This window comes from Micromonospora humida (assembly GCF_016901255.1).
In the GTDB taxonomy this organism is placed as follows: Bacteria; Actinomycetota; Actinomycetes; order Mycobacteriales; family Micromonosporaceae; genus Micromonospora; species Micromonospora wenchangensis.
This window is the reverse complement of sequence record NZ_JAFEUC010000007.1, coordinates 1-26,197: the sequence shown is the minus strand read 5'-3', so window position 1 is coordinate 26,197 and position 26,197 is coordinate 1. Positions and strand designations below refer to the sequence as shown.

Sequence of the window (26,197 nt, the reverse complement as noted above, 5' to 3'; positions counted from 1 at the left end):
CCATGCTGCTGCAACGCGTCGCCAACCAGGGAATCCGACTCGGCACGGTGTTCGACCGGGCACTCGCCCGGCACCCCGCCAACCTGCTCATCCTCGACCACGACCTGGACGTCGCCCCGGAGCTCGGCCGCCGGATCGCGATGGCCGAACTCGCGGACCTCGTCGACGACCTCGCCTCCCGGCTCTGGGCGGCACGCATCCGCCCCGGCGACCGGGTGGTCGTCTACAAGTCGGACGGGTTCGACATCCCGCTGCTCGCCGTCGCCGTCGCCCGCATCGGCGCGGTACCGGTGCTGCTCTCCCCCAAGCTGGACGGTGCGACGGTCGCCGAGCTGTTGCGCCGGGCGGCCCCGGCGTACCTGCTCACCGACGGGACGAAGCTGACCGGCACCCTGCCCGAGGGCATCGGCGAACTGGCCGACGGGGTGCTGCTCGCCGCCGGCACCCACCCGGCGGGTACCGCGCTGGCCGAACTGGCCGGCGTACCCCGGGTCGCGCCGGTGACCATGCCCGCCGACCATCCGTCGCTGGTCACCCACACCTCCGGCACCACCGGCATCCCCAAGATGGCGGTGCACACCGGCCGGTCGCTCCAGGCCCGGTACCGGCCGCAGGCCACCATCGCCGCGCTGGTCCGCCGCCGGGAACCGCTGCTGCTGCACGTGTCGTTCGTGCACTCCCGGGCGATCAGCGCGATGACGCTGGCGCTGTCGCGCGGCGTACCGCTGATCGTGCTCGCCGACGACGACCCGGCGCGCGCCGCCGAACTGCTCACCCGGTTCCGGCCCGGCGTGATCGAGGCGCACCCCAACTCGTTCCTGCGCTGGGAGGAACTGGCCGAGGACCCGCGCCGGCCGCTGGCCAGCGTCCGCTACTTCAGCAGCACGTTCGACGCGATCCACCCGCGCACCATCCGCCGGATGCTCGCCGCCTCCGAGCACCGCAACCCGAAGTTCGCCCAGCTCTACGGCCAGAGCGAGACCGGCCCGGTGGTCGGTCGGACGTACAGCAGGCGGTGGGAGCCGGAGCACGACGGGCGCTGCGTCGGCGTGCCGTTCCCCGGCATGACCGACATCCGGGTCGTGTCGATCGACGGCCGACCCCCGACCCGGGAGTCGCCGGGTCGGATCGAGGCCCGCAGCGACGGACGGGCGGTCACCTTCCTCGGCGAGCCGGAACGCTACGCGGCCCAGGTCGACGGCGGCTGGTGGAAGATGGGCGACGTCGGCTACCGCACCCGGTGGGGCTGCCTGCACCTGCTCGACCGCGAGGTCGACGTGGTGCCCGGCTTCGGCAGCACCCTGGTCGCCGAGGACCACCTGCTGGCCCGGATGAGCGACCTCACCGAGGTGATCATCGTGGGCACCGAGGGCCGGCCGGTGCCGGTGGTGTGCACGCGCGACGACAAGCCCCTCGACCTCGACGCCTGGCAGGCGGCGGCCCAGGGGTTGCCGCCGATGGCCGACCCGGTGCACCGCCGGCTGGCCGACCTGCCGCACACCGCCACCACCAAGATCAAGCGGCTGGAGCTGGCCCGGGCGCTCGTCGCCGAAGGTGTCGGTCGGTGAGCACCGACGGCACGGCCCTGGTCACCGGCGCGGCCGGCGGGATCGGCGCCGAGGTGGCGCGGGCACTGGCCCGGCGCGGCACCCCGGTCGCCGCCGTCGACAGCGACGCCGACCGGCTGCGGGCCACCGTGGACGAGGCCCGTTCCGCCGGGCTGCCGCTGACCGCGTACCCGGCCGACGTCCGCTCGGGCGCGGCGGTACGCGACCTGGTGGACACCGTCGAACGGACGCTCGGACCGATCGACGCGCTGGTCAACGCCGCCGGGGTGCTGCGCTCGGGCGAGGCCCGCACGCTGACCGAGGAGGACTGGCAGCACACCTTCGCGGTCAACGCGACAGGGGTGTTCCACACCTGCCGGGCGGTGGCCGACCGGATGGTGCCCCGACGACGTGGCACCATCGTCACCGTCGCCTCCAACGCCGCCGGCACCGCCCGCGCCGGCATGTCGGCGTACGGGGCGTCCAAGGCGGCGGCCACCGCGTTCACCAAGGCGCTCGGGCTGGAACTCGCCAGGTACGGCATCCGGTGCAACGTGGTGGCCCCCGGCTCCACCGACACCCCGATGCTGGCCGCGCTGCTGCCCGACGACGCCGCCCGGCGCTCCACCATCGGCGGGGTGCCGGAGGCGTACCGGGTGGGCATTCCGCTCGGCCGGATCGCCGACCCGGCCGACATCGCCGCCGCCGTGCTGTTCCTCATCTCCGACGACGCCCGGCACATCACCATGCAGCACCTGACCGTCGACGGCGGCGCCACGCTCGGCGTCTGAGCCCGACCGAGGAGGCAACCGTGGGCATCCCGGACACCATCCGGTACGACCTTCCCGACCTGCCCGGCAACACCGTCGGCTGGGTGCCCGACCCGGCCCGCGCGGTGCTGCTCGTCCACGACATGCAGGGCTACTTCCTGCGTCCGTTCCCGCCCGACGCGCAGCCGGGCCGGGCCCTGCGGCACAACGCGGCCCGGCTGCGGGCCCGCTGCGCCGAGCTGGGGGTGCCGGTGGCGTACACCGCGCAGCCGGGCTCGATGACCCCGCTGCAACGGGGCCTGCTCGCCGACTTCTGGGGGCCGGGAATGACCGCCGAGCCGCAGCAGCGTCGGGTCGACCCGGCGCTGGCCCCCGCCGTCGGGGACTGGGTGCTCACCAAGTGGCGCTACAGCGCGTTCCACCGCACCGACCTGCTGGACCGCATCCGCGCTGCCGGCCGTGACCAGCTCGTCGTCTGCGGCGTGTACGCGCACGTCGGCGTGCTGGCCACCGCCTGCGACGCGTTCTCGCACGACATCGAGACGTTCGTCGCCGCCGATGCGGTGGCCGACTTCACCGCCGAGGACCACCGGATGGCCCTGACCTACGCGGCGAACCGGTGCGCCGTGGTCGCCGACACCGACACCCTGCTCGCCGCGCTGTCCGTCACCACCGCCGCCCACGCCTGAGCACGGGCCGGGCCGCGCCCACCGTCGTATCCCCGACCGGCCGGAACCTGTACCGGCCGGTCGGGCACCCACCACCACGAGAGGAGGCGGCCGATGTCCACGCAGCACCGACCACCGTCGTCCGACCCGGTCCCGCTGCCACCCGCCGACCGGGCCGGGTGCCATGGACCGTTCGCCCTGCTGCACCGGCCGTACGCGCACGACTACGGCTGGGTCGACGTGCTCGCCGGGCCGGTCGCCCCGGTCGACCGGCTGGCCGACCTGCCCCTGCCCGACCCCGCCGGTTCCCCGGCCGGCGAGGACCTGCTGGTGCTGATCCCCTACCGGCAGCTCGCCGAGCGGGGGTTCGACGCCCCCGACGACGGCACCCCGCTGCTGGCGATGCGGGTCGAGCAGCAGGAGGTGCTGCCGCTGGCCGAGGTGCTGCGGCGCATCCCCGACGGTGAGATCCCGGTCGGCCCCGGCGACTACGACCTGTCCGACGCCACGTACGCCGGGCTGGTGCGCGCGGTGCTCGACGCCGAGATCGGCAGCGGCCAGGGGGCCAACTTCGTCCTCAAGCGCACCTGGATCGCCAACCTGAGCGGGGACCCGTTGACCGCCGCGCTGCGGTTGTTCCGTCGGCTGCTCGCGGCGGAGAACGGCGCGTACTGGACGTTCCTGGTGCACACCGGTGACCGGACGCTGGTCGGGGCGAGCCCGGAACGGCACGTCAGCCTGACCGGCGGGCGGGCGGTGATGAACCCGATCAGCGGCACCTACCGGTACCCGGAGTCCGGGCCGACCCTGCCCGGCGTGCTCGACTTCCTCGCCACCTCCAAGGAGACGGCCGAGTTGTTCATGGTCGTCGACGAGGAACTGAAGATGATGGCCCGGATCTGCCCGGACGGCGCCCGGGTCCGGGGCCCGTACCTGCGGGAGATGGCCCGGCTCGCACACACCGAGTACCTGGTCGAGGGGGGCACCGACGCGGACGTGCGGGACGTGCTGCGGGAGACGATGTTCGCCCCGACGGTGGTCGGTAGCCCGTTGCAGAACGCCACCCGGGTGATCGGCCGGTACGAGCCGACGGGCCGCGCCTACTACAGCGGCGCGCTGGCCCTGATCGGCCACGACCGGGACGGCCGCCGGACGTTGGACTCGACGATCGTGATCCGTACCGCCGACATCGACTCCGGTGGGCGGCTGCGTCTGTCGGTCGGTGCGACGCTGGTGCGCGACTCGGACCCGGTGGCGGAGGCGGCGGAGACCCGGGCGAAGGCCGCCGGCCTGTTGGCCGCCCTGCACGCCCGGCCGGCCGGCGGGCTGGCCGGCCATCCGCGGGTACGGCGGGCGCTGGGGCAGCGCAACGAGCGGGTCGGCCGGTTCTGGTTGGCGTCCGACCAGCCCGGCACCGGGGGCCCGCACCGGGCCGGTGACGCCGATCCGGTGCTCGACGGCCGGCGGGTGCTGGTGGTCGACGCCGAGGACACCTTCGCCGTCATGCTCGGCCAGCAACTGCGCTCGCTGGGGCTGGACGTGACGGTACGCCGGCACGACGAGTCGTTCACCGTCGACGGGTACGACCTGGTGGTGCTGGGGCCCGGTCCGGGTGACCCGCGCGACGACGCCGACCCGAGGGTGCGGCTGCTGCGGGAGACGATCGGCACGTTGCTGGCCGGTCGCCGCCCGTTCCTCGCCGTGTGCCTGAGCCATCAGGTGCTGTGCGACCTGCTGGGTGTCCCGCTGCACCGGCTGCCGGTGCCCAACCAGGGGGTGCAGAAGGAGATCCGGTTGTTCGGCGTGCCGCGCCGGGTCGCCTTCTACAACACCTTCACCGGGCGCTGCCCCACCTCGCTGCTGCCGCCGGGGCGGCACCCCGGAACGGTCCAGGTGAGCCGGGATCCGGCAACCGGCGACGTGTACGCGTTGCGGGCGGCCGGGTTCGCGTCGGTGCAGTTCCATCCGGAGTCGATCCTGACCGAGGACGGGGTGGGCATCCTGCGGGAACTGCTGCGGGTCCTGCCGCAGCCGGGCACGGCGCGGGTGCTCTCGGCCGTCGGCGTCGACTCCCGAAGCTAACCAGGACGTGTATTATCCAGGTTATGCGGATGAGCGAGCAGGTCGAGTGGGGGTTGCACTGCTGCCTCACCCTCGCCTGGATCGGCGGCGAACACCCGATGCCCGCCGTCCGGCTCGCCGAGTGGTTCGAGCTGCCTCCGGCCTACCTCACCAAGTGCCTCCAAGCCCTGACCAGGGCCGGCATCCTCCAGTCGGTGCCCGGCGCGCGCGGCGGGTTCCGGCTCGCCCGCCAACCGGCGGACGTGACGGTGATGGACGTGACGGTGGCGATCGAGGGGGCCGACAACCCGTTCCGGTGCACCGAGATCCGCCAGCGCGGCGCGGGGGTCGACCCCTCCGCGCCGGAGTTCCGCACCCCCTGCGCCATCAGCACCGTCATGCACCGCGCCGACCTGGCCTGGCGACGCGAGCTGGCCGGCCACACCCTGGCCGACCTGCTCGCCTCGGCACCGCCGGAGGCGGCCGAACGCACCCGTAGCCGCTACGCCCTGCTGCGCGGCTGACGCCCCGCCCGTCACCGCCGCGACCGCCGACCGACCGTCGGCCCACGCACCCGCCGACCACCGGTCCACCCGCGACCGGCCGGGGCCATCCGCGACCGCAACACCGGTCGCCGGGCCGGACGGACCCCGCCGCCGGCCCGGTGGTCGTCCACACCCGAATCCCGTGCCCGGCGCGCTCCGCCGCGCCGCCGCATGCCGTCCCGCATCCGGAGACCCCATGTCCCACCTGCACACCCGCACCGGCCCGGAGCCGGCCACCACCGCCGGGCCCGGTCGGGGCCTGCGCTTCACCCTGATCCTCGCGGCCGGCACCTTCGCCGTCGGCACCGACGCGTTCGTGGTCGCCGGGCTGCTCCCCGACATGGCCGCCGCGCTGCGCGTCTCCACCGCCGCCGCCGGGCAGTCGGTGACGGTCTTCTCCATCTCGTACGCGGTCCTGGCCCCGGTGCTGTCCACGCTGACCGCCCGGCTGCCGCGCCGTACCCTGCTCGTCACCGCGTTGCTGGTGCTCGCCGCCGGCAACCTGGTCTCGGCCGCCGCCGACACGCTGCCGGTGCTGATCGTCGGCCGGATCGTCGCCGCCGCCGGTGCCGCCGCGTACACCCCGAACGCGGGTGCGGCCGGCGCCTCCCTGGTGTCACCGGCGCTGCGCGGGCGGGCCCTCGCGGTGGTGATCGGCGGGCTCACCGTCGCCACCGCGCTGGGCGTCCCGCTGGGTGGGCTGACCGGCCAGTGGCTCGGCTGGCGGGCGGCGCTCGTCGCGGTGGCCCTGCTCGCGCTGGCCGTGGCGGTGGCCGTCCGGCTGGTGATGCCCGCGCTGCCCGGCGCGGCGGCGGTGCCGCTGCGCGACCGGTTGACCGCGCTGCGCCGGCCGGGCGTGCTCGCCGTGCTGCCGCTCACCGTGATCGGCATGGCCGCCGCCTACACGGTGTACGCCTTCGCGGTGCCCACCCTCGGCGCGCTCGGCGTCGGCGCGTACCAGGTCAACCTGATGCTGCTGGTCTACGGGGCGGGTGCGGTCGCCGGCAACGTCGCCTCCGGCTACGCCACCGACCGGTGGGGCGCGGTGCCGGTGCTGGTGGTCGGGTACGCCGCGATGGTCGTCGCACTGGGCGTGCTCGGCGCGCTCAGCACCGCCGGGTCCGCGCCGGTCCTCCTGGTCGGACTGCTCGTCGGCGCGTGGGGTGCGGCGAGCTGGTGTCAGACCCCGGCGCAGCAGCACCGCCTGATCGCCGCCGCGCCGCAGCAGGCCCCACTGGTGGTGTCGCTGAACTCGTCGGCCATCTACCTCGGCATCGGCCTCGGCACCACCGTCGGCGGGGCGACCCTCACCTCCGGCGTGCCCACCATGTACGCCCTCGGCGCGGCCGGGGCGGTGCTGGCCCTACTGGTGCTCCACCTCGGACAGCGGATCACCGGGCGTACCCCGGCGGTGACGTCGTGACCGGCCGGGTCCCCGCCGCCCGACCGACGCCGGGTGCGGGTTGGTCGGCCCCGCCGGCACCCCGGTCCGGCGCGACGGACACCACGACCGCCGCGTACGTGGACCGCACCGGGCCCGCCGAGACGATCCGGGTCGGCCCGCTGCCCGCGCCCGAACCGATGCCGACCGAGGTGCTGGTCAGGGTCGAGGCGAGCCCGGTGAACCGGGTGGACACCTTCGTCCGGTCCGGCGCGTTCCGCACCCCGCTGACCTTCCCGTTCGTCATCGGACGGGACCTGGCCGGCACGGTGCTGCGGGTCGGTGCGGCCGTCACCGGTTTCGCGCCGGGGGACCGGGTGTGGTGCAACAGCATGGGTCACGCCGGCCGGCCCGGTGCCGCCGCCGGGCGGGTGGCGGTGCCCGCCGACCGGCTCTACCCGGTGCCGGCCGGGGTGGACCCGGTGGCCGCGGTGGCGGTGGCGCATCCGGCGGCCACCGCCTACCTCGCCCTGGTCACCCACGCCCGGGTCCGGCCGGGTGAGGTGGTGCTGGTGATCGGCGCGGGCGGCAACGTGGGCAGCGCCGCGGTCACCCTGGCCCGCGCCGCCGGGGCCCGGGTCGTGGCCACCGCGCACCCCCGCGACGCCGACCACTGCGCCGGCCTCGGTGCGGAGCCGGTGTTCGACTACCGGGACGCCGACTGGGCCGCGCAGGTCCGCCGGGCCTGCCCGTCCGGGGTGGACGTGGTGCTCGACGCCGCCGGGGTCAACGACCTGACCAGCACCGTCGGCCTGCTCGCCCCCCGGGGCCGGGTGCTGGTGCTGGCCGGCCTGGGCACCACCCCGACGCTGCCCGCCGGTGAGCTGTACCTGCGTGACGGCGCGGTGCTGGGCTTCGTGATCTCGCACGCCACCGTCGCCGAACTGGCCGACGCGGCGCGGGCGATCAACGCGTTGCTGGCCGACGGCCGGCTGCGGGCCCGCACCGTCGAAACGCTCCCGCTGGCCGCCGCCGCCGAGGCGCACCGCCGCGCCGAGGACGGCCTGCACGGGGTACGCACCCTCCTGCTGCCCACCCCACCCTGACCGTCGCCGGACCGGCCGGGCGGGCGGATCGGGTCGGCCGGCCCGGGTCGGCGGGGCCGTCGTGCGGCCCGGCCGGGACAGCGGTCGGCGACGCCGGCCCGCCCGCGCGGTCAGCGGCGCAGGCCCATCCCGGCGTAGCCGTGGGAGATCCGCTCCCGGGGTTCCCCGTCGGGCCGCCACTCGGCCACCCGGACCAGCCCCGGATCGACCAGGTCGTACCCGTCGAAGAAGCGCAGCACGTCGGCGTGCGGGCGGGGGACCAGCGGGGCGCTGCTGCGTCGGTAGACCGCCTGCCCCTGCCGGGTGGGCAGCGGTGGGGCACCGTCGGTGGTGAGGTGGGACACGACCAGCGGGCTACCGGGAACGGTCGCGTCCCGCAGCCGGGCGACGGCGGCCCACGGCTGCTCGGCGTCGGTGACGAAGTGCAGCACCGCCACCAGCAGCACGGCCACTGGCCGGTCGAGGTCGATCGCCGTCCGCACGTCGGGGTGGGCCAGCAGCTCGTCCGGCCGGCGCAGGTCACCGTGGACGACTGTGGTCCGCCCGTCGGCCGGCAGCAGACGCCGGGCGTGCGTGACGGCGACCTCGTCGTAGTCGACGTAGACCACCGTCGAGTCGGGGGCGACCTGACGGACGATCTCGTGCACGTTGCCCTGGGTGGGCAGCCCGGCGCCGATGTCGAGGAACTGGCGTACGCCCAGCTCGGCGGCGTGCCGGACGGCCCGGCGCAGGAAGTGCCGGTTGGCCTGGGCGGCGATCCCGGTGTCCGGGAAGATCCGCAGGATCTGCTCGGCGGCGGCCCGGTCGGCGGCGAAGTTGTGGCACCCGCCGAGGTAGTAGTCGTACATCCGGGCCACGTTCGGTCCCAGCTCGGCGTCGGTCGGCGCGGTCACCGGCCCTCTCCCTCCACTCGCGTCGTCGCTGCGGGACGACCCACCGCCGGGCGGCGGGCACCCCGCGCCCTGATGTCTAGCACCCGGGGCGACGACATGTTGACCCCCCGTGTCGGCGAGCCGGCAGCACACGACCGTCACCTGCCGGTATGACGGTGACACCGACTGTCGGCGAGGAGGCATCCGATGAACACTGCCCGGGAGACCGTGGAGGTGGACCCGGCCCTGTTCCGGGCCGTGTACGACTCACCCGCCTCGCTGCCGGGGCGGCACCGCTGGACCACCCCGGAACACGACGTACGCCGGCTGGAGAAGCTGCTCGGGATGCCGGCGCACAGCATCGGCGCGCCCCTGTGGGTCAGCGGCGACGAACCGGACTGCCCCAAGTGCGGACGCCGGGCCACCTGGCTGGACATAGTCGCCTCGGCCCTCAAGGGGGTGCACGACCCACTGATGATCGCCACCGTGATCCTCGGCGACCGCCGGTACGTCAACACCGAGATCCCGGACGCGATCGTCGGGGTGCACTGCCTCGACTGCCACACCCCGGTCACCGGCCTGCGCAGCTTCAAGTGCCACAACTGGGCGTACGCCTTCGAGGAGCTGGCGGTGGTGCGGGAGCGGATGCGGGGCGGGTCAGGCCCGGCGGGCGGGCCGCCGACCGTGCGGTGACGGCGGTTCCGGCCCCGGGTCGGGCACCTGCGGCAGGGGCCGGGTGACCGCCGCCGCGCCGGTGACCGTGACCGGCTCCCCGGCGTGCCGCAGGTCGACCGTCGTCTCCGGGTCGGCGTCGGGCAGCTCGTAGCGGGCCCCGTCGCGGGTCAGCGTGACCCGTAGCCGCTGCCCGTGCCAGCGCAGGTGGAAGGCGAGCCGGTCGATCCGGGCCGGCAGCCGGGGGTCGAACGAGAGCACCCCGGTGTCGTCGCGCAGCCCGCCGAAGCCCTCCACCGCCGCCGTCCACGCCCCGGCCAGGGCCGCCAGGTGCAGCCCGTCGCTGGTCTTGTCGCCGAGGTCGGCGAGGTCGTGCAGCGCCGCCTCGGCGAACAGGTCGTACGCCAGGTCGAGGTGGCCCAGTTCGGCGGCGAGCACCGCCTGGGAGCCGGCGGACAGCGACGAGTCGCGGACGGTGCGGGCCTGGTAGTAGGCGAAGTTGCGGGCCTTTTCCTCGGCGGTGAACTCCCCCGGGCAGCGTTGCATGGCCAGCACCAGGTCGGCCTGCTTAACCACCTGCCGCCGGTACAGCTCCAGGTAGGGGTAGTGCAGCAGCAGCGGGTAGTCGTCGTCGGTCATCGCCGCGAAGTCCCACTCGGGTTGCTCGGTGAAACCGGCCGCCTGCTGGTGCACGCCGCGCTTGCGGTCGTAGGGCAGGTGCACCGCGTCGGCGGCGGCCCGCCAGCCGGAGATCTCCGCCGGGTCGACGCCGAGCGCGGCGGCCCGCTCCGGGTGCCCTTCGGCGACGTCGGCGGCGCCCCGCAGGTTGCGCCGGACCATCAGGTTGGTGAAGACATTGTCGTCGACCAGGGCGGCGTACTCGTCGGGGCCGGTGATCCCGGTGACGTGGAACGCGCCGTCGTCGGACCAGTGGCCGTAGCCGGCCCACAGCCGGGCCGTCTCCACCAGCAGTTCCAGCCCGGTGTCGGCGAGGAACTCCTGGTCCCCGGTGGCCGTGACGTAGCGCAGCACCGCGTCGGCGATGTCGGCGTTGACGTGCAGGGCGGCGGTGCCGGCCGGCCAGTAGCCGGAGCACTCCCGGCCGCCGATGGTCCGCCAGGGGAAGGTCGCCCCGGTGAGCCGCAGCTCGGCGGCCCGCTCCCGGGCCTGCGGCAGGTGGGCGTGCCGCCAGCGCAGCGCGCCCCGGGCCACCCCGGGCAGCAGGTACGTCAGCACCGGCAGCACGTAGCTCTCGGTGTCCCACAGCACGTGCCCGTCGTAGCCGTTGCCGGTGAGTCCCTTCGCCGCGATGGTCCGGTCGCCGTCGACCCGGCCCGCCTGGAGCAGGTGGAACACCGAGAACCGGACGGCCTGCTGGAGTTCCGGGTCGCCGTCGATCTCCACGTCGGCGGTGCGCCACCGCTCGTCGAGGGTGGCCCGCTGGTCGGCCAGCAGCGCGTCGAACCCGTACCGGTGGGCGGCGTCGGCCTCGGCGGTGACCAGGTCGGCCAGCTCGTCGGGGGTGCCGCCGTCGACCGGGGCGCACTCGTACGCGGCGTACTTGGTCAGTCGGAGCCGCTGCCCGGGGGCGAGCCGCCCTTCGAGGGTCGTGCGCAGCCGGTCCGGGGTGTGGTCGTCGCCGTCGGTGAACCCCGCCGGCAGGTCCGTCGCGTGGGTCACCGCGACGGCGACCCGTTGGGCGCTGCGGTCGGTGCGGTGCACCAGCACGCCCCGGTGGCCGTCGGGGCGGTGCAGTTCGGCGTCGAGCGGGTCGTGCACGACCGAGGCGGCCCGGGGGTCGTCGGCGCGTTCGGGTACCCGCTCGTTGGCGAGCACGTCCGAGCAGACCCGGATCTCGACCGGCCGGTCGTCGAGCGGTTCGACCTCGTATCGGACGGCGGCGACGGCGTGCCGGGGCAGGGAGACCAGCCGGGTGCTGCGGACCCGCACCCCGTGCCCGGCCGGTGAGATCCACTCGGTGCACCGGCGTACCACGCCGGCCCGCAGGTCGAGGGTGCGCTCGTGTACGCGGACGGTCCCGGTGCGCAGGTCCAGCGGTTCGCCGGCCACCCAGAGCCGGATCAGGGCGGCGTTGGGCGCGCTGATCACGGTGTCGCTCTCCTGCGGGAAGGCGTACCCGTCCTCGGGGTAGCTCTGTCGCCGCCGTTCGTGGAACCCGTTGAGGTAGCTGCCCGGCATGCCGTAGGGCTGGCCCTCGTCGAGGGTTCCCCGCCAGCCCACCCAGCCGTTGGACAGGGCGAACACCGACTCGGTCTCGCCGAGCCGGTCCAGGTCGGTGGCGGTCCGCCGGATCTGCCAGGTCTCGTCCGTCTGCACGGCGGGGAGGTACCCGGTGGTGGTGGGCGGCCAATCGCGGGGACCGCTGTGAACTCGCTGTGACGGGGGTGGGGATCCGCCCCGACATCGCGCACCATGCGACCGGTCCACCCGGTTCCTGCACCTCGATGGGCCTAAAAGAGGTATGACACTTTGGTGAGGTGAGCAATGATCCAGATGATTACCACAGACATTCCCGATATCAGCGAGGAGTGGTACCGCGACGTCGTCGACGTGGCCGATGCCGCCCCGGCCCCGGTGCAGTGGTTCGCGGTGCACTTCACCGAGGCGGTGATCCTGCTGCTCGGCCTGATGGTGGTGGCCGTCGCCGTGCCCCGGCTGCGTCGTGCCGACCCGTGGGGCCGGGCCCTCGCCCTGGTCGCGCCGGCCACCGTCGTCCTGGCGTACGGGTGCAGCGAGCTGCTCAAGTCGCTGATCGACGAGGAGCGGCCCTGCCGGGGCGCGGTCACCATCCTGGCCACACCCTGCCCGCCGACCGGCGACTGGTCCTTCCCGAGCAACCACGCCACGATCGCCGGGGCGCTGGCCACCGCCGTGCTGCTGCTGTCCCCCCGGTGGGGTCTGCTGGCCGCCCCGCTGGCGCTGCTCGCCGCGTTCTCCCGGGTCTTCGTGGGCGTGCACTACCCGCACGACGTCCTCGCCGGCCTGCTGCTCGGCCTGGCGGTGACCCTGCTGGTGAGCCTCCCGGCGGCCCGGTTCCTCGCCGAACTGCTGCGCCGGCACTCCGGCCCGGCCACCCGGGAGGTCGACCAGGGTCAGCGGGTCGGCTGAGCCCGCTCAGCCGGTCAGCAGGAGCGTCGCGCAGGTGCCGGCGACCAGGAACGGCCCGAACGGCAGGTGGCTCGACCACCCGACCCGGCGGCTGGCCAGCAGCACCACCCCGACCAGCGCCGACAGCAGGAAGGTCAGCACCAGCCCGGTCACCACCGCCCCCCACCCCTGCCAGCCGAGCAACGCCCCCACCCCGAGCGCCAGTTTGGCGTCGCCGAGGCCGAAGCCCCGCCGGCCGAGCAGCAGTGTGGTGGTGGCGAAGGCCAGGCCGAGCGCCACCCCGGTGATCACTGCCCGCAGCCACGCCCCGGCACCCGCCCCGGTCGCCGCCGCCACCCCGAGCAACGCCCAGGTGCCGAGGGCGGCGGGCCAGGTGAGCCGGTCCGGCAGCCGGTGCACCGCCAGGTCCACCAGCACGAGTGGGACCGCGCAGCCGAGCCACCAGGCCAACGCGGCCCGTTCGGCTACCGCGCCGTCGACCAGCGCCAGCACCGCCACGGCCACCACCAGCAGCGCCTCGACCGCGAACGGCGCGGCACCGACCCGGCCCGCGCAGACCGGACAGCGGGCCGTCGGCCCGAGCGCCGGCAGCGGCCGGTCCAGCCCGACCGGCGCGCCGCAGCCGTCGCACCCGGCCCGGTCGGCCACCCCCGGGGGTACGGCGTACCGGGCGACCGCGAGCCGCAGCACCGGTACGACCGCCAGCATCCCGGCCAGCCGCCGAACGACAGACACGGAGCGTGACGTCCGGGCGGGGTCGACGTAACGGTCCGATATCAGCTCGGCGTCCCCAGTGGAGACCTGACCGCCTGCCACCCCGTCGGGCGTTTCCGGGGCATCGACGGCTGCCTTCGGGGAGCGGATCGGAGCAGCCCGTTCGACCCGCCCCCCATCCTCCGGCGACGCAGGCGGTTCGCCGATCGGGCCGATCCCTTCGGCGGGCACCGGCCCGCGATCGGCGGGCACCGGTGACACCGGTCGGACACCCTGGACATCGCCCACCTTCGGTCACTCCTGCCCATCACGGTGAGTGCTCGGATGAATTGCCTCTGTTGCATCGGCGCACGTCAGCCTATGCTCGCCCCTTGAGTACGACGCAACCCCGAGCAGCCGCGTCGGACGCCACAACCACCCATTCGCACAAGATCCACACAGGTAAATGCCGCAGCACCCGGAATTGTCCGATCGACATCATCCCGGAGTACCGCCGCATGCCCGGAGGCCGCCACGACCGTCGCCACCGGGCGCCACCGAGGAGGGCACGGCAATGCGTACAGGGCGATCCCGCCACTGGACCAGCTGCCTGGTCGTCGTCGTGGTGGCTGCCCTCGCCGGCTGCGCCGACCCCCCGGAGACGACCTCCGCCCCCGCCACCCGACCGGCCAGCGACGACCGCCCGCCCACCGAAGCGGAGCAGGCCGCCGAGCGGGCCGCGCTGGCCGCGTACGCCGGATATCTGGAAGCCTCCCGGGAGGCGAGCCGCGACAGCGACCCCCGCCATCCGAAGCTGACCCGGTTCCTGGGCGACCCGCTGCTCACCCGGGTCCGGGTGGCGATCGACGACGCCCGCCGACACGGCGCGGTCCGCACCGGGACCCTGACCTCGCAGCCCTCCGTCACCTCGGTCAGCCTCGACGGCGACCCCCCGACCGTGGAGATCCAGGACTGCCTGGACGCCACGGGTTACCGGCTGGTCTACCGCAAGGACAACCGGGTGGTGCCCGGCTCGGCCGGCACCCGGCACCTGGCGACCGCCACCGCGACCCGCTACCCGGACGGCCGCTGGCTGATCAACTCCGGTGCCGCCCACGAGGACCAGCCATGTTGACCCGGGAAGGAACGCCCGTGCCGACCCACTCCGCCACCCTGCCCCCGGCCGGCCCCGAGCCCGCCGCCCCCCGTCTGCTCCGATCCGTCGGCGGCGTGCCCCGTCGGGTGCTCGCCGGTCTGCTGCTGGCCGTGCTGGTGGCCGTGGCCGCGCCACCCGCCCCGGTGCAGGCCGCCGGCCCGGGGGTGGAGTGCCCGCCGGGCCAGAACGACTGCAGCGTCTGGGACGACGACCCGGGCACCCCCGGCGACCCGGGCGGTGGCACCGGGCCGGGCAGCCCGAACAGCCCCGGCGCGGCCCCGAAGTGCCAGTGGAACGGCAAGCCGCTGCCCTGCTACAACCCGAACCTCGGCTGGTTCGACAACTCCAGCGGCTGCTACTACAAGGTCGCCGAGCCGCAGGAGGAGGCCCCCGAGGGCCAGGTGTGGTACGTCCAGACCTGCAACGGCGGTGACCTGGGCGCGCAGTCGATGGTGCTGCTCGACGGGCCGCCGCCCGGGTTCGGCACCCCGCCCGACCCGGAGGAACTGGCCCGCCGGGCGCTCGCCTCGATCAGCCTGCTGCCGCCCCGGGCGTCGGTCGCCCCCCGGCGTAGCCTCGGCCCCGGCCTGGTCGGTCTGCCGGTCTGGATGTGGGCCAGCAGCGGCCGGAACTACTTCGGCCCGCTCCGCGCCTCGGCCAGCGACCGGGGTCTCACCGTACGGATCACCGCGCAGGTCCAGCGGATCGTGTGGGACATGGGCAACGGTAAGAAAATCACCTGCAAGGGTCCCGGTACGCCCTACAAGGCGACCGGTCCGAACGCCGGCAAGAAGTCGCCGACCTGCGGCTACGACGGCTACCCCAGGGTCGGCAACTACCGGGTCAGCGCCACCACGTTCTGGAACGTGCACTGGGTCGGCGGCGGCCGCAGCGGCGACATCGCGCAGACCCGCACCAGTGGCGTCGTCGACATCCAGATCAAGGAACTCCAGGTGGTGACCCGATGAGCGCCCGTGCCGAACTGATCTTGCGAGACCCGCAGTCGCGAACGGAGATGCACCAGTGAGTCTGGCCACCCGCGATGGAGTTCCGGTGGATGCGCCGATCGCCCCGCCCAGGGTGGTCCGGCAGCGCCGTACCCGGCCCGGCCTGCTCGGGCTCGCCGTGCTGCTGATCGCGTTGGGTGGCCTCGGGGCGGCCTTCGCGGTCACCTCGGTGCGGGCCACCGGCAGCTACCTGGCCATCGCCCGCCCGGTCGAGGTGGGGCGCATCCTGACCGCCGACGACCTGGTCAGCGTGCAGGTCTCCGGGGGCGCCGGGCTGTCCCCGGTGCCGGCGAAGAAGCGCGACGAGGTGGTCGGCAAGCGGGCCGCCGTGTCGCTGGTCCCCGGGTCGCTGCTCACCATGGCGCAGCTCACCGACGCCCCGCTGCTCGGCCAGGGGCAGCAGCAGATCGCGCTGGGCCTGGAGCCGAGCAGGGTGCCGGCCCGCAAGCTGCACCCCGGTGACAAGGTGCTGCTGGTCAGCACCCCGGACGAGGACTCCGACAACTCGCCGTCGTCGACCCGGTTCACCGCCACGGTGATCGACACCCTCACCCCGGAGAACGACGACGTGGTGATCTACCTGGCGCTCGCCGTCCGGGACGTCCCGGCGGTGGTGGTGCTGGCCGCGCAGGAGCGGATCGCCGTCGTGCTGACCGAGGCGGCCTGACCATGGCCATCATCGCGCTGGTCTCGGCGAAGGGATCACCCGGCGTCACCACCACGGCGCTGGCCTGCACCCTGAGCTGGCACCGGCGGCTGGTGCTCGCCGAGTGCGACCCGGCCGGCGGCTCGGTGCTCGCCGGTTACCTGGGCGGCCAGCTCGACGGGCCACGCGGCATCGGCGAGCTGGCCGTGGGCGAGCTGCGCGACGGCAGCCTGGAGTCGACGTTCTGGTCGCAACTTGTCGACCTGGACGCGCCGAGGCGGGAGCGGCTGCTGCTGCCCGGCGTGGTGGACCCGGCGCAGGCCGGCAGCGTCGCCCCGCTGTGGCAACGGTTCGCCGACTTCTTCCGCACCCTGGAGAAGGGCCGTCCCGGCTACGACGCGATCGTCGACTGTGGACGCCTCCAGGTCTTCGGGCCGCCCTGGCCGCTGTTGCGCGCCGCCGACGTGGTGCTGCTGGTGACCCGGGCGCAGCTCCCCGGGCTCTCCGGCACCCGGTCGATGATCCGGGCCATCGAACGGGACTTCACCCACCACCGGGTGCCCCCGGGCACGCTGCGGCTGGTGGTGGTCGGCGACGGGCACGGCAAGGCCGAGATCGGCAAGGCGTTGGGGGTGCCGGTGATCGCCCGGTTGCCGGAGGACCCGCGTACCGCGCAGGCGCTCAGCTTCGGCGGCACGGTCCGCGCCGGACGGCCGCTGATGCGCGCGGCGGCCGGGTTGGAGGCCCCGGTGCGGGAGATCCTGGAGCAACGGCGGGCCCGGTTGGCCTGGCCGGCCCCGGCGCAGGGGGTGCCGGATGCGGTTTGAACCGGTCTCCCACGACCCGCGCACCCCGCCGCCGGGGGTCACCTCGACGATGCCGCCGCTGGCCCCGGTGAACGGCCGGCACTACGCCGTCCCGGCGACGCCGCCGGCCGCCGCACCACCGACGCCCACGCCGACCGCGCCACCCCGGCCGAAGGTGGACTTCGCGGTGGTCCGCGAGCTGCGCCGGGAGCTGAGCGAACGACTCACCCAGTGGCAGCGCGGCCGGGAGTTCGACGCCGACGCCGAGGAGGTCGAGCGGGCCCGGCTCGCCGTCGCCGTGGTCTCCGGCTACGCCGACGCGGTACGCCGGGCCGGTACCCCGCTCAGCGCCGACGAGGAACGGACCCTGCTCGACCAGGTGACCGCCGAGCTGGTCGGGCTGGGCCGGCTACAGACCCTGCTGGTCGACGACACCATCGAGGAGGTGCACATCCTCGGCTGCGACCAGGTGCGCATCACCCGGCACGGCGGCGGCGTCGACTGGGGTGAACCGATCGCCGACAGCGACGACGAACTGGTGGAGATCCTCCAGGCGGCGGCCCGGCGGGCCGGGGCCACCGAGCGGTCACTGTCCACCTCGAAGCCGACGCTGGACCTGCAACTGCCCGACGGCAGCCGGTTGGCGGCGGTGTTCCTGGTCAGCCACCGCCCCTACGCGGTGATCCGTAAGCACAACACGCTCGACGTCAGCCTCGACGACCTGGCCGGCAGCCGCCCCGACCTGGACGAGATGATCGACCCGCTGCTGCGCGACTTCCTCCGGGCGTCCATGCGGGCCGGGTTGAACATCATGGTCGCCGGGCTGGCCGGGGCGGGCAAGACCACGGTCATCCGGGCGTTGATGGACGAGATCCCGCCCGACGAGCCGTACGTGCTGCTGGAGGAGAGCCGGGAGCTGCTGCCGGCCCGGCGCGGGGACAAGCACCGGGCGGTGATGAGCTTCGAGTCCCGGGAGGGGCACGGCGAACGCGGCCTGGACGGTCGACCCGCCGGTGAGGTGAGCATCGCCGACCTGATCCCGGTGTCGCTGCGGATGGGCGTACTGCGGATCATCGTCGGCGAGGTCCGGTCCCGGGAGATCGTGCCGATGCTCCAGGCGATGACCACCAGCCGCGGGTCGATGTGCACCATCCACGCCCGTACCCCCGCCGGGGTGAGCGAGCGGATCATCGAGCTGGCCCTGGCGCACGGCCGGGAGATGACCGTCGACCAGGCCCGCCGGATGGCCGGCAACGCCCTCGACCTGATCGTGTACGTCACCGTCGAGGACGAGACCGCGATCGGCGGACGCAAGCACCGGTTCGTCTCGCACGTGGAGGAGGTGATCGGGGTAGGCGACGCCAACCGGATCACCACCACCACCGTCTTCGGGCCCGGCCCCGACGGTAGGGCCATCCCCCGCCACCTGCCGGAACGGGTCCGTGGTCAACTGCTGCGGGTCGGCTACGACGCCCGGCTGCTGTCCCGTTTCATCGAGGCCGGCGCGGGCGCGTGGCGTCGTCCCCGGCACAGCCACCTCGCCCCGGCGGTGCGCCGATGAGCACCATCGAACTGCTCGCGGTGGTTTCCGGCGCGGCCTGCGTCGGCGGGATCGTGCTGGCCGTGGTGGCGCTGTTCGGCACCACCAAACCGACCCGGCCGGCGCGCAGTTCGACCACCGGGCTGCGCCGGCTCTGGCTCGGCTCCGGCACCAACCGACGGGACCAGCGGGCGCACCAGATGACGTTGGGCGCGGCGGCGGTGGCGGGCGCGCTGGCGTTCCTGCTGACCGGGTTGCCGGTGGTGGGTCTGATCGTGGCGGTGGCGGTGCCGGGGGTGCCCTGGCTGTTCGCGGTGGGCCGGGCCGAACAGCGGGCGATCACCCGGATCGAGGCCGTCGGCGAGTGGACCCGTCGGCTCAAGGACGTCTCCAACACCGGGCAGGGCCTCCAGCAGGCGATCGTCACCACCATCGCCACCGTCCCGGAGGAGATCCAGGAGGAGGTACGGCTGCTCGCCGCCCGCCTCCAGGCCGGCTGGACGGCCCGGTCCGCCCTGCTGGCGTTCGCCGACGAGATCGGTGACCCGGTCTGCGACCAGGTGGTCGCCGCGCTGATCCTGCACCTGACCGACCGGGGTGAACGCCTCGGCGACGTGCTCGGCTCCATCGCGTCGGCCGCCTCCGCCGAGGTGGCCACCCGGCGCGAGGTGGAGGCCAAGCGCACCCAGCCCCGGTTCGCGGTCCGCTTCCTCACCGGGATGACCCTGGCCGTGCTGGCGTACGGGCTGGTCAACACCGAGTACGTCAGGCCATACGGGACGTTCTTCGGCCAGGTGCTGATGGCGGTGCTCGCCACGGCGTTCATCGCCCTGCTGGCCTGGGTACGCGCGATGAGCCAACCCCCGCCGCCGCCCCGGTTCCTGCCCAGGCCCGACCCGGCGGAGGTGATCGCGTGACGCTCAACTGGCAGCTCACCATCGCGGTGCTGGGCGGGGCGGCCATCGGGCTCGGCCTGTTCCTGCTGGTCCGGGAGGCGTTGCCGGCCTCCCCGGCGCTCGGCCCAGCGCTACGCCGGCTGCACCAACCGGCGGGCACCGCCGTCGCCGCCGGCCGCGGGCCGGACTGGGTGGGGGGCTTCGCCCGCTGGCTGCGCCCGCCGCACCGCCAGCTCGCCCTGCTCGACCAGACCCCCGAGCAGTACACGATGTCGATCCTGCTCTCCGCCCTGGTCGGGTTGGCCACCCCGACGGTGGCGGGGGCGCTGCTCTTCCTGGCCGGGGTGAGCATGCCGGTGGTCGTACCGGTGCTGGGCAGTCTGGGGTTGGCGCTGTTCTGCGCGCTGCTCGCGCACCGGTCGGTGCTGGCCAAGGCGGACACCGCCCGGGAGGAGTTCCGCGCGGCGGTCTGCACCTACCTGGACCTGGTGGCGTTGCAGTTGTCGGCGGCGCACGGCCCGGTGCAGTCGCTGGAACGCGCGGCGGCGGTCTGCGACGGCTGGGTCTTCGCCCGCATCCGGGAGTCGCTGCGGATCGCCCAGATGCAGATGCACTCGCCCTGGGACGAGTTGCAGGAGCTGGCCGAGAAGATCGGCATACCGGAGCTGGGCGACGTCGGGGCGATCATGCGGTCCTCCGGCAGCGAGGGCGCCCAGGTGCACGAGACGCTGCGCAGCCGCGCCGAGTCGCTCCGGGACCAGATCCGCACCGACAACCTGGCCCGCGCCGAGGGCGTCACCAGCCGGCTGGACATTCCCGGCTCGCTGCTGGTCTTCGTGTTGCTGGCCTTCGTCCTCTATCCGTTCATCGCCCGCCTCTGAACACACCCTCCCCAAGGAGTCCCGCCATGCACCTCGTCACCTTCCTCTACGTGGCCACCGTGGCCCGCCTGGCCGAGCTACGCCGCGAGGCGGAGCGGGGCGACAGCCCCGTCCCGACCGCCGTGATCATCGCCGGCCTGGTCACCGCCGGGATCGCCGTCACCCTTCTGGTGAAGGCGAAGGCCGAGGACTGGATCAACGGCATCCCGAGCAAGTGACCCGCATCCCCCCGGCCCTCTCGTGCCGGGATCGGACGGCCCTCACCGCCCGGTCCTGGTGCGCACCCCTGCGCGCACCCGACCTCGGACATGCCGTGCCGGGCCGGCTCCGTGCCGCCGGCCGGGCCGCCCGTCGCCGGCTCACCGCCGGGGGTACGGACCGGGGGGCCAACCCCGTGGAACTTGCCGTGGTGATGCCGGCGGTGCTGGTGCTGCTCTTCGGCTCCATCCAGATCGCCGCCTGGTTCGTGGCCCGGTCGACGGCGATGCACGCCGCCCAGAGCGGGGTGAACGCGCAACGGGTCCTGGAGGCGCCGGCCGGGGCGGGTGAGGCCCGCGCCAAGCACTTCCTCGGTGCCGCCGGGGACTGGCTGGTCGGCGCGAAGACCACCTGCGCCACCACCGCGACCGAGGTGACCTGCACGGTCACCGGGAAGTCCCTGAGCGTCATCCCGGCCGTCCGGTTCGACGTCCGGCAGACCGCCCACGGCACCGTCGAACGGTGGACGAACCCGTGACCGGCCACCCGCCCCCGCGCACCGGGCGACCCTGGCGTGACCTGCTGACCCGGCCCGTCCGGGGGAAGCGGGCCGTGGCCCACGCCCCGTGGTCCGGCTGCCCCGCCGAGACGGTCGTGCAGGACACCGGGCGCACCCCGGGCGACGTGCCGGTGGACCGTGCTGCGGGGCGTACCCGGGGGTCGGTGTCGGTGGAGGTGGCGGTGCTGGCCCCGGCGTTCCTGGCGCTGCTGATGCTGGCCGGGGTGGCCGGGCGGGTCGCGGTCGCCGACGAGGCGGTGGAGGCGGCGGCCCACGACGCCGCGCGGGCCGCCTCGATCGCCCGCGACGCCGGCGCGGCGGAGAGCGCCGCGCGGTCGGCCGCCCGGCGGCAGCTCGACTGGCGGGGCCTCAACTGCGCCAGCGCACCCCAGGTCACGGTCTGGGGTTCCACCCGCAACTCCGACCACACGTCGCTGGGCGCGGCGTTCCGCACCCAGCTCGGCGAGCCGGCGAGCGTCTGGGTACGGGTGAGCTGCACGGTCTCCTTCGCCGGAATGCGCTTCCCCGGGCTGCCGATGGGCGACAAGCGGGTCGAGGCGACGTTCGGCTCCCCGCTGGACCGTTACCGGAGCCGGCAGTGACCGCCCGCCCCACCGGTGACGAGGGCCGGATCAGCCTGTTCCTGGCCGTCGCCATGATCGGCGTGCTGGCGGTCATCGGCGTCGCGTACGACGGCGCGGGTCAGCTGCGTACCCTGCAACGCGCCGACGACCTGGCCGCCGAGGCGGCCCGCAGTGGCGGCCAGGTGATCGACCGGGCCGCCGCGATCGAGGGCCGACCCAAGGTGATCGACGAGCCGGGTGCCCGCGCTGCCGTCACGCAGTACCTGCGGGGCAACTCCGACGTGACCGGCCAGCAGGTCAGCTTCCCGGTGGTGGCCGGCGAGAAGCAGATCCGGGTACGCGTCACCGTCGTCTACCGCCGGCACCTGCTCGGCCTGATCGGCATGGACCGCACCGTCACCGTGGCCGGCGAGGCGACCGCCCGCACCCTCACCGACCGACCATGAACCCGCTGGCCCGACGGACCCGTCGGCCCACGCACCCGGTGCCCCGGCACCGGCAGACCGTAGGAAGGAGGGCAGCATGACCACACCGCGTGGTTCCACCGCCCGACGAACCGGCCAGTTGCTCACCGGCTTCGGGTCGCTGGTGGTCCTGGTGGCGTTGCTGGTCGGCGCACCGGTGGCGCTGCTCGCCTTCGCCGGCAACCCGCTGCCCGACCACCTGCCCACCCTCAGCGAGGTCGGCACCGTGCTGACCAGCCGGGACGACGGTCAGCTCTTCATCCGGGCGCTCGCGCTGGTGGGCTGGTTCGGCTGGGCGACGTTCGCCTTCTCGGTGCTGGTGGAGATCGGCGCCCAGGTGACCCGCCGGCAGACACCCCGGCTGCCCGGTATGCGCCGGCAGCAGCGGGCGGCGGCGGCCCTGCTGGGTTCGGTCGCGCTGATCATCGCGGCCAGTCCGGCGGCGAGCGCGGCGGTGACGCTGACCCAGCCGATGCCGGCCGCCGCCGGCACCGGGGTGGCGACGACGCTGGACGCCTCGCGTACCGGCCTGGGGGCCGCCCCCAGCGCCGGCATCGGTGGTGCCGCCCTCGGTGCCGCCCCCGGTACCGGTCTCGGTCCCGTCCCCGGTGCCGAGAAGCCGGCCGCGAAGCCGGTCTACCGGGTGGCCCGGGGCGACTACCTGGGCGAGGTGGCCGAACGCTACCTGGACGACTTCGACCGCTACCCCGAGGTGGCCCGGCTCAACGACCTGCGCGACGCCGACCGGATCAGGCCGGGCCAGCTCATCCGGCTCCCCGCCGAGGCCGACGACACCGGTGCCCGGCGGCACGCCAGCGGCCACCTCGTCCCGGGTACGCCCCGCAAGCCGTCGCCGCGCCCGCCCGCCACCACCCCCGGCGGCCAGGCCGACCCGCAGCACCAGGGTGCGCCTTCCACGCCGGGCAAGCCGACCGGACCCGCCGCCGCGAAGCCGACCGGTCCGGCCACCCCGAAGCCGGGGAAGATCGGGCCGGCCACCCCGCAGACGGCCACCCCGCAGACCGCCCAACCGCCCGCCGAGCGGCCGGTCGGCGTACCACCGGCGATGGCCGCCGGGGCGTCCCGGGGCACCCCGGACGATCCGATCAACAGGCCGCTGGCCGTGTCGGCGGTACTGGCCGTGGCGAGCATCGTCGGCGCGCAGATCGGTGCGGTGCTCGGCCTGCGTCGCCGCCCCGTCCGGGTGACCGCCGGCCGTACCTCGGCCGCCCGGATCGCCGCGGCCCGGACGTCCACCACCGGTCGCACCCCGGGCCGCTCGATGGGCAGCCGCGCCTCCGCCGCCCGGGACCTGGTGACCGGCCGCCACCGCCGCGACTGACCCCTGCCCACCCCCCCACCCGCTCCGCCCCGCCGCTGTCCGCCCGCCCCGGCTAGCCCGCCCCAGCGGGGTCGCCCCGGTGATCAAGAGGTTTGCGTCAAGTTGGAGATCGACATTGACGCAAACCTCTTGATCGACCTGCAAAAGCGAGAGCGGGAGTGTGGAGGCGGGAGCGGGGTGGGGTTTGGGGGATCAGGGGAGGCGGGTTTGGAGGGTGCCGTCGACCACGCGGGTGGGGAGGATCTGCTGGTCGGTGGCGGACGGGCCGTGGACGACCTCGCCGCCGTTGAGCCGGAACGCCGAGCCGTGCCAGGGGCAGACCACACAGGCGTGCCCGTCGATCTCCTGCACCTCGCCCTCGCCGAGCGGGCCGCTCTGGTGCGGGCAGCGCTCCAGCATGACGGTGACCTCGTCGCCGTGCCGGTAGAGGATCACCGAGACGTCGTCCACCTCACGGGTCACCAACGTGCGCTGCGGCAGCCCGGCCAGGTCGGCCACCGGCCGCCACCCGTCGCCCATCCGGTGCAGCTCGGAGACGCTCTGGCTGACCTGCGCCCCCTGCTTGTACGCCAGGTGCCCACCGAGGTACGCCCCGGCGCTCGCCGCGCCCAGCCCCAGGTAGGCCAGGGCCCGCCCGACGCCGTGCCGGCCGGTCAACCGGGCCACGAGGGAGCCGGCGTAGAGGGTCAGGCCGACGGTGTTGGCGGCGGCGTGCACCAGCCCCACCCGACGCTGGTCCCGGGAGAGTTCCGCCCAGTCGTTGAGCCCGGCCACGGCGGCGGGAACCGCGCTCACGGTGCCCAGCGCGACCAGGGTGGTGGCCGCCCGACGCTGCCCGGGGAGCAGGTCGACCACCGCGGCGCTGATCCAGGCCCCCACCGGCACCTGCACCATCGCCGGGTGCAGCGGATGGCCCAGGAAGACGCCGTGCAGCAGGTCGCGTACCCGCTGCGGGCGCAGGGTCGCCTGGACGGCACGCTGCAACCGGTCGCCGGTACGGTCCAGCGCGGTGGCCTGTTCGAGTTTCGTCATCAACGCTCGCACCCCGTCCGACTTCCCGCCTGACCGGGTCGCAAACCGGGCGACCGGCACCAATCCGGGTTCCCGCCCCGATCGACCCGACAGCGCCCAGGCGACACCATCGACCCCGCAACATCCCGCCACCGGCGTCGCGCATGCGTCGTTTCGGCCACGAAGATCCACTCAACGGAGTCCCGACAGCGGCATCAGCGCCCCGGGACACCGCACCATCGCCCCACCAGCGCCACGACCCACGGGCGCGGCGCGTGCGGGATGCTGGGGGGATGGCGGTGCATGTTGTCCGGGACGGGGCGGTGACCACGGTGATCCTCGACCGGGCGGCGTCCCGCAACGCCGTCGACGGGCCGACCGCGCGGGCGCTCGCCGACGCGTTCCGCGCCTTCGAGGCCGACCCGGACGCCCGGGTCGCGGTGCTCTGGGGTGCGGGCGGCACGTTCTGCTCGGGTGCCGACCTCAAGGCCATCGGCACGCCCAGCGGCAACCGGGTCGAGCCCGACGGCGACGGCCCGATGGGTCCGACCCGGATGGCACTGTCCAAGCCGGTCATCGCGGCGATCTCCGGGTACGCGGTGGCGGGCGGCCTGGAGTTGGCGCTCTGGTGCGATCTGCGGGTCGCCGAGTCGGACGCGGTGCTCGGGGTGTTCTGCCGACGCTGGGGGGTGCCGCTGATCGACGGTGGCACCGTACGGCTGCCCCGGCTGATCGGCCAGAGCCGGGCGATGGACCTGATCCTCACCGGGCGTCCGGTGCCCGCCGACGAGGCGTACGCGATGGGGTTGGTCAACCGGGTGGTCGCGCCGGGTGAGGCGCGGGCGGCGGCCGAGCGGCTGGCCGCCGAGATCGCCCGGCACCCGCAGATCTGCCTGCGCAACGACCGGGCGTCGGTGCTGGCCGGGGCCGACCGGCCCGAGCCGGAGGCGCTCGCCACCGAACTCGCCTACGGGATGGACTCGCTCGCGTCCGACGCGCCGGCCGGCGCGGCCCGGTTCGCCGCCGGCGCCGGCCGCCACGGCGAGTCACCCGACCCCGGCCGCCACGGCGAGTCACCCGACCCCGGCCGCCACGGCGAGTGACCCGATCCGACCGGCGGCACGCGCCGCCCGGCCGGAGCCGGGCGGCGCGGTCTCGTGTTTTGACCATCGTGGGGATTTGTGGTGGTCGAGGTCTAGCGGAACAGGGAGAACCCTGTCCATGATCTGAGTTCTCACACAAAGATCATCAATGGGCAGGGTTCTCGATGAGGAGCGTAGCGGCTACCGGTGCCGGTGACAGCGAGCTGGGCCGGATCTTGTTGGATTCGTGGCGGCGGGAGTTGTACGAGGGTGTCCTCGTGTCGCGGTCGAGGACGTTGTTCTCGCTGGTCGATGAGCTGGCCGCGGACCAGGGACGGTGTGGCTGCCCGGCGCATCTGTCGCTGGGCACGGTCACCGGGCACGCCGCGGCGTACCGGGCGTTACGCGACGGCGAGATCGATACCGGCCGGGCGTTGCGGGCGGCGTGCCGGATCGCCGCTCGGTCCGGTCTGCCGCGGGTGTATGCCGTCGATACCACCGCGTGGCCCCGGCCGAACGCAGCCACCAGCCCGGACCGGCAACCGCAGTACACCCCGGGCGGCCCGCGTGGCGCGGCGCTG

26 protein-coding genes and 1 pseudogene are annotated in these 26,197 nt (G+C 74.6%); 23 read left to right on the top strand and 4 right to left on the bottom strand.

The window, feature by feature from the left end; genetic code table 11:
- Positions 1-2: 2 nt before the first annotated feature.
- From JQX11_RS15485 to JQX11_RS15455, 7 genes are all read left to right on the top strand, one after another.
- A complete protein-coding gene (locus JQX11_RS15485) occupies positions 3-1,568 on the top strand; it encodes a class I adenylate-forming enzyme family protein (RefSeq protein ID WP_204925674.1) in 1,566 nt (521 codons plus the stop codon).
- Positions 1,565-2,338, top strand: coding sequence for a 2,3-dihydro-2,3-dihydroxybenzoate dehydrogenase (locus tag JQX11_RS15480; protein WP_204925673.1), 774 nt, complete (start codon positions 1,565-1,567; stop codon positions 2,336-2,338). The genes JQX11_RS15485 and JQX11_RS15480 overlap by 4 nt, the downstream gene beginning before the upstream one ends.
- Positions 2,339-2,358: 20 nt before the next feature.
- The gene (locus JQX11_RS15475) at positions 2,359-3,006 is read left to right on the top strand and encodes an isochorismatase family protein (RefSeq protein ID WP_307826201.1); all 648 of its coding nucleotides are present in this window, start codon (positions 2,359-2,361) and stop codon (positions 3,004-3,006) included.
- Positions 3,007-3,099: 93 nt separating this feature from the next.
- Positions 3,100-5,067, top strand: a complete 1,968-nt coding sequence (locus tag JQX11_RS15470; RefSeq protein WP_204925672.1) for an anthranilate synthase family protein — start codon at positions 3,100-3,102, stop codon at positions 5,065-5,067.
- A gap of 29 nt (positions 5,068-5,096) precedes the next feature.
- Positions 5,097-5,570: an RrF2 family transcriptional regulator gene (locus JQX11_RS15465; protein WP_204925671.1), complete on the top strand. Its 474-nt coding sequence runs from the start codon at positions 5,097-5,099 to the stop codon at positions 5,568-5,570.
- A 217-nt stretch (positions 5,571-5,787) separates the two neighbouring features.
- On the top strand, positions 5,788-7,014 hold the full coding sequence (locus JQX11_RS15460; RefSeq protein ID WP_204925670.1) for an MFS transporter: 1,227 nt from the start codon (positions 5,788-5,790) through the stop codon (positions 7,012-7,014).
- Positions 7,011-8,078 (top strand): NADPH:quinone reductase, encoded by a 1,068-nt coding sequence (locus JQX11_RS15455; protein WP_307826200.1) that lies wholly within the window; start codon positions 7,011-7,013, stop codon positions 8,076-8,078. The genes JQX11_RS15460 and JQX11_RS15455 overlap by 4 nt, the downstream gene beginning before the upstream one ends.
- A 110-nt stretch (positions 8,079-8,188) precedes the next feature.
- On the opposite strand, the gene JQX11_RS15450 is transcribed toward JQX11_RS15455, so the two are convergent.
- Entirely contained in the window at positions 8,189-8,971 is a 783-nt protein-coding gene (locus JQX11_RS15450; RefSeq protein WP_307826199.1) for an SAM-dependent methyltransferase, read from the bottom strand.
- 186 nt (positions 8,972-9,157) lie between these two features.
- Here JQX11_RS15450 and JQX11_RS15445 point away from each other — a divergent pair, with 186 nt between their 5' ends.
- On the top strand, positions 9,158-9,643 hold the full coding sequence (locus JQX11_RS15445; RefSeq protein WP_204925669.1) for a DUF8243 domain-containing protein: 486 nt from the start codon (positions 9,158-9,160) through the stop codon (positions 9,641-9,643).
- Here the strand turns inward: JQX11_RS15445 and JQX11_RS15440 are convergent.
- Entirely contained in the window at positions 9,608-11,959 is a 2,352-nt protein-coding gene (locus JQX11_RS15440; protein ID WP_204925668.1) for a glycoside hydrolase family 65 protein, read from the bottom strand. The genes JQX11_RS15445 and JQX11_RS15440 overlap by 36 nt on opposite strands.
- A 177-nt stretch (positions 11,960-12,136) precedes the next feature.
- Between JQX11_RS15440 and JQX11_RS33080 the strand changes: the two genes are divergently transcribed.
- Complete coding sequence (locus JQX11_RS33080; RefSeq protein ID WP_269756881.1) at positions 12,137-12,751, top strand: phosphatase PAP2 family protein; 615 nt, start codon at positions 12,137-12,139, stop codon at positions 12,749-12,751.
- 6 nt (positions 12,752-12,757) lie between these two features.
- Here the strand turns inward: JQX11_RS33080 and JQX11_RS15430 are convergent, their stop codons facing one another.
- Entirely contained in the window at positions 12,758-13,459 is a 702-nt protein-coding gene (locus tag JQX11_RS15430; protein WP_204925959.1) for a prepilin peptidase, read from the bottom strand.
- 559 nt (positions 13,460-14,018) lie between these two features.
- Between JQX11_RS15430 and JQX11_RS15425 the strand changes: the two genes are divergently transcribed.
- The 12 genes from JQX11_RS15425 to JQX11_RS33075 all read left to right on the top strand — a co-directional run bounded on the left by JQX11_RS15425 (position 14,019) and on the right by JQX11_RS33075 (position 23,523).
- Positions 14,019-14,579: a hypothetical protein gene (locus JQX11_RS15425; RefSeq protein WP_204925666.1), complete on the top strand. Its 561-nt coding sequence runs from the start codon at positions 14,019-14,021 to the stop codon at positions 14,577-14,579.
- Positions 14,580-14,596: 17 nt separating this feature from the next.
- Positions 14,597-15,568, top strand: coding sequence for a hypothetical protein (locus tag JQX11_RS15420; protein WP_443673942.1), 972 nt, complete (start codon positions 14,597-14,599; stop codon positions 15,566-15,568).
- A 55-nt stretch (positions 15,569-15,623) separates the two neighbouring features.
- Positions 15,624-16,274, top strand: a complete 651-nt coding sequence (locus JQX11_RS15415) for an SAF domain-containing protein (RefSeq protein WP_204925665.1) — start codon at positions 15,624-15,626, stop codon at positions 16,272-16,274.
- A 2-nt stretch (positions 16,275-16,276) separates the two neighbouring features.
- Positions 16,277-17,080 carry a CpaE/TadZ family protein gene (locus JQX11_RS15410; protein WP_204925664.1) on the top strand — a complete coding sequence of 268 codons (804 nt, stop codon included), beginning with the start codon at positions 16,277-16,279 and terminating at the stop codon, positions 17,078-17,080.
- Entirely contained in the window at positions 17,070-18,620 is a 1,551-nt protein-coding gene (locus JQX11_RS15405) for a TadA family conjugal transfer-associated ATPase (RefSeq protein WP_204925663.1), read from the top strand. The genes JQX11_RS15410 and JQX11_RS15405 overlap by 11 nt, the downstream gene beginning before the upstream one ends.
- Positions 18,617-19,516, top strand: coding sequence for a type II secretion system F family protein (locus JQX11_RS15400; RefSeq protein WP_204925662.1), 900 nt, complete (start codon positions 18,617-18,619; stop codon positions 19,514-19,516). Before JQX11_RS15405 ends, JQX11_RS15400 begins: the two co-directional genes overlap by 4 nt.
- The gene (locus tag JQX11_RS15395) at positions 19,513-20,376 is read left to right on the top strand and encodes a type II secretion system F family protein (protein ID WP_204925661.1); all 864 of its coding nucleotides are present in this window, start codon (positions 19,513-19,515) and stop codon (positions 20,374-20,376) included. Before JQX11_RS15400 ends, JQX11_RS15395 begins: the two co-directional genes overlap by 4 nt.
- Positions 20,377-20,402: 26 nt before the next feature.
- A complete protein-coding gene (locus tag JQX11_RS15390) occupies positions 20,403-20,594 on the top strand; it encodes a hypothetical protein (RefSeq protein WP_204925660.1) in 192 nt (63 codons plus the stop codon).
- 95 nt (positions 20,595-20,689) lie between these two features.
- Complete coding sequence (locus JQX11_RS15385; RefSeq protein WP_307826198.1) at positions 20,690-21,112, top strand: TadE family protein; 423 nt, start codon at positions 20,690-20,692, stop codon at positions 21,110-21,112.
- 152 nt (positions 21,113-21,264) lie between these two features.
- Positions 21,265-21,735: a TadE/TadG family type IV pilus assembly protein gene (locus JQX11_RS15380; protein ID WP_204925956.1), complete on the top strand. Its 471-nt coding sequence runs from the start codon at positions 21,265-21,267 to the stop codon at positions 21,733-21,735.
- A 53-nt stretch (positions 21,736-21,788) separates the two neighbouring features.
- Positions 21,789-22,163 (top strand): hypothetical protein, encoded by a 375-nt coding sequence (locus tag JQX11_RS15375; protein WP_088642087.1) that lies wholly within the window; start codon positions 21,789-21,791, stop codon positions 22,161-22,163.
- Positions 22,164-22,239: 76 nt separating this feature from the next.
- Positions 22,240-23,523 (top strand): LysM peptidoglycan-binding domain-containing protein, encoded by a 1,284-nt coding sequence (locus JQX11_RS33075; RefSeq protein ID WP_204925659.1) that lies wholly within the window; start codon positions 22,240-22,242, stop codon positions 23,521-23,523.
- Positions 23,524-23,715: 192 nt separating this feature from the next.
- Here the strand turns inward: JQX11_RS33075 and JQX11_RS15365 are convergent, their stop codons facing one another.
- Positions 23,716-24,555: a Rieske (2Fe-2S) protein gene (locus JQX11_RS15365; protein ID WP_232377956.1), complete on the bottom strand. Its 840-nt coding sequence runs from the start codon at positions 24,553-24,555 to the stop codon at positions 23,716-23,718.
- Positions 24,556-24,827: 272 nt separating this feature from the next.
- Between JQX11_RS15365 and JQX11_RS15360 the strand changes: the two genes are divergently transcribed.
- Complete coding sequence (locus JQX11_RS15360) at positions 24,828-25,637, top strand: crotonase/enoyl-CoA hydratase family protein (protein WP_204925657.1); 810 nt, start codon at positions 24,828-24,830, stop codon at positions 25,635-25,637.
- Positions 25,638-25,912: 275 nt separating this feature from the next.
- Positions 25,913-26,197: pseudogene (locus JQX11_RS15355) on the top strand (hypothetical protein); the annotation flags it as partial.